This is a genomic window from Enterobacter chinensis (genome assembly GCF_034008295.1).
GTDB lineage: Bacteria > Pseudomonadota > Gammaproteobacteria > Enterobacterales > Enterobacteriaceae > Enterobacter > Enterobacter chinensis.
In genome coordinates this window covers 1-247 of the sequence record NZ_JARDVI010000022.1, presented here as the reverse complement: position 1 = coordinate 247, position 247 = coordinate 1, and the positions used below count along the sequence as shown (strand labels likewise).

Annotated in this window: 1 rRNA gene; it reads right to left on the bottom strand. The window is 40.5% G+C overall.

What is annotated here, in order from left to right:
- Positions 1-177 precede the first annotated feature (177 nt).
- A 16S ribosomal RNA gene (locus PYW49_RS23310) occupies positions 178-247 on the bottom strand; the annotation flags it as partial.

The following is a 247-nucleotide window of genomic DNA, read 5'->3' as shown; positions in this document are numbered from 1 at the left end:
CATCAAATTGCGAAAATTTGAGAGACTCGAACACACATAACATGTGTGTCGTTTCAATTTTCAGCTTGATCCAGATTTTTAAAGAGCAAAACTTCTTAATGCACTCAAAAGTACATTCAGAAGTTCATCATTCATCAGACAATCTGTGTGAGCACTACAAAGGCAGGTTCTTTAAGGTAAGGAGGTGATCCAACCGCAGGTTCCCCTACGGTTACCTTGTTACGACTTCACCCCAGTCATGAATCAC